The sequence below is a fragment of the Stenotrophomonas sp. PS02289 genome (assembly GCF_029960115.1).
Taxonomy (GTDB): domain Bacteria; phylum Pseudomonadota; class Gammaproteobacteria; order Xanthomonadales; family Xanthomonadaceae; genus Stenotrophomonas.
This window is the reverse complement of sequence record NZ_JASCOZ010000362.1, coordinates 1-431: the sequence shown is the minus strand read 5'-3', so window position 1 is coordinate 431 and position 431 is coordinate 1. Positions and strand designations below refer to the sequence as shown.

General features: G+C 62.4%; 1 protein-coding gene. It reads left to right on the top strand.

Features of this window, described 5'->3' with window-relative positions:
• Positions 1-431: EF-Tu/IF-2/RF-3 family GTPase (locus tag QMX83_RS21610; RefSeq protein ID WP_282298674.1), on the top strand; the 431-nt coding region annotated here is incomplete at both ends.

The following is a 431-nucleotide window of genomic DNA, read 5'->3' as shown; positions in this document are numbered from 1 at the left end:
CTGGATTCCTGGATTCCGGAACCGGAACGCGACATCGACAAGCCGTTCCTGATGCCGGTGGAAGACGTGTTCTCGATCTCGGGCCGCGGCACCGTGGTGACCGGTCGTATCGAGCGCGGCATCATCAAGGTCGGCGACGAAATCGAAATCGTCGGTATCCGTCCGGTCCAGAAGACCACCGTCACCGGCGTGGAAATGTTCCGCAAGCTGCTGGACCAGGGTCAGGCAGGTGACAACGCCGGTCTGCTGCTGCGCGGCACCAAGCGTGACGACGTCGAGCGTGGCCAGGTGCTGTCCAAGCCGGGTTCGATCAAGCCGCACACCAAGTTCGACGCCGAAGTGTACGTGCTGTCGAAGGACGAAGGCGGCCGTCACACCCCGTTCTTCAAGGGCTACCGCCCGCAGTTCTACTTCCGTACCACCGACATCAC